This window comes from Dialister sp., assembly GCF_051885895.1.
Taxonomy (GTDB): Bacteria; Bacillota; Negativicutes; order Veillonellales; family Dialisteraceae; genus Dialister.
In genome coordinates this window covers 1-3,136 of sequence record NZ_JBJEXP010000020.1, presented here as the reverse complement: position 1 = coordinate 3,136, position 3,136 = coordinate 1, and the positions used below count along the sequence as shown (strand labels likewise).

General features: G+C 49.7%; 4 protein-coding genes. 3 read left to right on the top strand and 1 reads right to left on the bottom strand.

Features of this window, described 5'->3' with window-relative positions; all coding sequences use genetic code 11:
• Positions 1-89: 89 nt before the first annotated feature.
• A complete protein-coding gene (locus ACI4N7_RS01385) occupies positions 90-986 on the bottom strand; it encodes a LysR family transcriptional regulator (RefSeq protein WP_439731579.1) in 897 nt (298 codons plus the stop codon).
• A gap of 118 nt (positions 987-1,104) precedes the next feature.
• Here ACI4N7_RS01385 and ACI4N7_RS01380 point away from each other — a divergent pair, with 118 nt between their 5' ends.
• From ACI4N7_RS01380 to ACI4N7_RS01370, 3 genes are all read left to right on the top strand, one after another.
• Entirely contained in the window at positions 1,105-1,605 is a 501-nt protein-coding gene (locus tag ACI4N7_RS01380; RefSeq protein ID WP_439731578.1) for a flavodoxin, read from the top strand.
• Positions 1,602-2,342, top strand: a complete 741-nt coding sequence (locus ACI4N7_RS01375) for a dihydrofolate reductase family protein (RefSeq protein WP_439731577.1) — start codon at positions 1,602-1,604, stop codon at positions 2,340-2,342. The genes ACI4N7_RS01380 and ACI4N7_RS01375 overlap by 4 nt, the downstream gene beginning before the upstream one ends.
• A gap of 112 nt (positions 2,343-2,454) precedes the next feature.
• Positions 2,455-2,979 (top strand): cupin domain-containing protein, encoded by a 525-nt coding sequence (locus ACI4N7_RS01370; RefSeq protein WP_439731576.1) that lies wholly within the window; start codon positions 2,455-2,457, stop codon positions 2,977-2,979.
• Positions 2,980-3,136: the final 157 nt, after the last annotated feature.

Below are 3,136 nucleotides of genomic sequence, written 5' to 3'. Positions count from 1 at the left end.
GAAGTATATGAGGTCAAAGACTGATGATGTGAGGGACATCAAAAAAGAACGGCAGAGGGCAGACTGCCGTTCTTTTTTTGTGGAGAAAATCATCCTTCTTTTTCTTTCAGCTTTTCCACTGCATGCAGGAATCGGAGCACTTCGCCGGAGGGGCTCCGGGAGTAAAGAAGACCGTAGGGAATGGTGTAGTTCCATCGGACAGGAAGGGCCACAAGGCCCTGATGCACGTCTTTCCAGCATTCCACGATGAGAAGAGGGTGTCCCGTGGCAGCGCAGCGGTTGAATACGGAAATATCGAAATAGGGCGGTGTATCCTCTATGTGGATGGCAGGATAACGGGAAAGATCCTTTCGTATACGGTCATTGACAGGAGAGTCGCCTTCCTTCACCATCATCAGTGTTTCTCCGAAGAGGTCTTTTATATCCAGCAGCTTTTTTCCTGCCAGACGGTGGGAGCGGGGGACGGCGATCATTTTACGGAAAGTGCCCAGCTGCAGAAACTGGCAGCGCTCCAGCCAGAAGCTGGAATCGCAGACGCCGAAAAGAAAGTCAAATTTCTTTCCGATCTGTCCGATTTCTGAAAGGATTCCTTCATGATCATCAGCAAAAGGAACCAGCTGGAGCTGGCAGTCCTGAAATTCATCATACAGTTTGTACCAGAGCTCCATGAACCGGATGGCCGGATTCAGGAGGGAGGTGCCGATACGGAAGATTTTCTGGCTTTGCCTGTCCAGCAGCCTGGCTTTTTCCAGAGCCTGCCGGGAATAGTCAAAAAGGAACAGGCTGTCTTTGTAGATGGATTCGCCGCAGGGAGTAAGACGGATGCCCCGGGGCGTCCTTTCAATGAGCTTCAGCTGCAGATGGTCCTCCAGCGCATTCATCTGTTTCATCACTGCCGTGGGAGAAATATAGAGGCGCTCTGCTGCTTTGGAAAAGCTTCTGCATTCAGCAACGGCAGCAAAGGTGGCGAGCAGGGGATTAAACATAAAGGCTCCTTTTTATATAAGCATGAACTATTGGTTGATACTATCATAACACATGGGAGATTCTTCTTTCACCTGCTTTTATATATACTGAAGATGTCAAAGGAAAGGAGAAAAGGAAATGAAATCAGCCATTGTCTATTACTCCCGGGCAGGAGAGAACTATGTAGACGGGAAAATAGAGGTCCTGAACAAAGGAAATACAGAAAAGGCAGCCGAGGTGATTCATGAAATAACCGGTGCCCCTGCGTTTAAGCTGGAGCAGGAAAAGCCTTATGAGGAGGAATATAATGCCTGCATCAGAGAGGCCCAGGAGGACCTGAGAAACCATAGAAGGCCTGCATTGAAAAAAATGCCGCCTCTTTCGGAGGATTTGGAAGTTCTCTACCTGGGATATCCCAATTTCTGGGGCACTCTGCCCATGGCGGTGCTGACCTTCCTGGAGCATTATGACTGGGAAGGAAAGACCATCCGTCCCTTCTGCACCAATGAAGGGAGCGGACTGGGGAGGAGCCTTGCGGACATCCGGGCTGCTGCACCGAAGGCAGTGGTGGCAGAGGGGTTTTCCATTCATGGAGGAAATATCAGGAAAGAAGAAGCGGAAAGGTGGTGCAGACAATGACAAGGCCTTATATATTCTGTCATATGATGATTTCCCTGGACGGGAAAATTATGGGAAATTTTATGAATACCAGAGCATCGGAAGAGGCAGGAGATCTCTTTTATGAAAAAGCCTTCGGCCCTCACCGGTATTACCGTCACCAGGGCTGGCTTTCCGGCAGAATTACCACTGATGATAATTTTACCTTTTACCGGAAGCCGGATATACGAAAGAATTTCCCGCCTGTGCCGGATGGAGATTTTATTACAGAAAAGACCGGCATGTACTATGTCTCCATCGATCCGAAGGGAAGGCTGGGCTGGCAGGAAAATTACATCCGCTATGGAGATGTGAAGGCTCAGGTTATCGAGGTGCTGACGAAAGAAGCCTCCGACGGTTACAGAGATATGCTCCGGCGGAAAGGCATATCCTATATTGTGGCCGGCAGGAAGGAGCTTGACTATGAGATGGTGCTGCAGAAGCTGAAAGACCTTTTCAGCGTGGACATGCTCATGCTGGGCGGAGGCGGCGTGCTGAACTGGTCTTTCATCCAAAGGGGACTCTGCGATGAACTGTCTCTGGTCGTATCGGCATCTGCTGACGGTTCGCCCGATACGCCTTCTCTCTTCCATGCAGTGCCGGGCCTTTCGGATGACAGTCCCGTATCTTTCCGGCTGGAGCTGGCAGAAACCAGGGGCAGCGCCCTGTGGCTCCGCTATCGTGTCGAAGGAGCCAAGGGAGTCCAGGCTCGTTCATAGAATAGGATTTTATCAGCGTTTTCTTCAGGAAATGATCCCTGAAGAGCAGAAGGTCATGGGATAACAATACATCCCGTTTCCGTGAATTGATTTGCAATAAGGAGAAAAGAAAATGAAAATCAGAAAATTAGCAGCCGTTTCTCTTATGGCCCTGGGCCTGGCAGCAGGTACCGCCTTCCTTTCCACCGCACTGGCAGCAGATGAAGGCAATCCTGCAGCCGTGGAGCAGAGGCTTCATCAGGAAGGCGGCGCCGTCATGCCTGTGGGAACCTTCAACAGCGGATATGCCCGCTATTTCACGGGAAGAAGCTATCTTTCCAGCCTGTCGGAAGCAAAGGATATCCCCGTGTACAACGTCACCTTTGAAAACGGAGCCCATACTTTCTGGCATGTCCATCACGGTACCTGCCAGGTGCTGGTGGCAGAATCAGGACGGGGATATTACCAGATCTGGGGCGAAGCACCCCATGTGCTTCTTCCGGGACAGACAGTCACCATTCCGGAAGGCGTAAAGCACTGGCACGGAGCAGCACCGGGCCATGATTTCCAGCATCTGTCCCTCATGAAGTACGGAGAAGGCACATCCAATGAATGGCTGGAACCGGTAAATGAAAAAGACTTTAATGCATTGAAATAAGAGATTCCGCAGGAAAAGGCATGACTTCCAAGTATACAGTACTGGATTTCATGCCTTTTGATTATAGAAATCCATAGAAGGCAGGAATTTTACAGTACCGCCGATTTCCTATATCATATGTATACAGAATATAATTCATCAATCAGTCAATTATTAT

What these genes read in the sequence shown, in the direction of transcription:
- ACI4N7_RS01385 (WP_439731579.1), bottom strand. Translation starts at nt 986, where the DNA reads ATGTTTAATCCCCTGCTCGCCACCTTTGCTGCCGTTGCTGAATGCAGA.
- ACI4N7_RS01380 (WP_439731578.1), top strand. Translation starts at nt 1,105, where the DNA reads ATGAAATCAGCCATTGTCTATTACTCCCGGGCAGGAGAGAACTATGTA.
- ACI4N7_RS01375 (WP_439731577.1), top strand. Translation starts at nt 1,602, where the DNA reads ATGACAAGGCCTTATATATTCTGTCATATGATGATTTCCCTGGACGGG.
- ACI4N7_RS01370 (WP_439731576.1), top strand. Translation starts at nt 2,455, where the DNA reads ATGAAAATCAGAAAATTAGCAGCCGTTTCTCTTATGGCCCTGGGCCTG.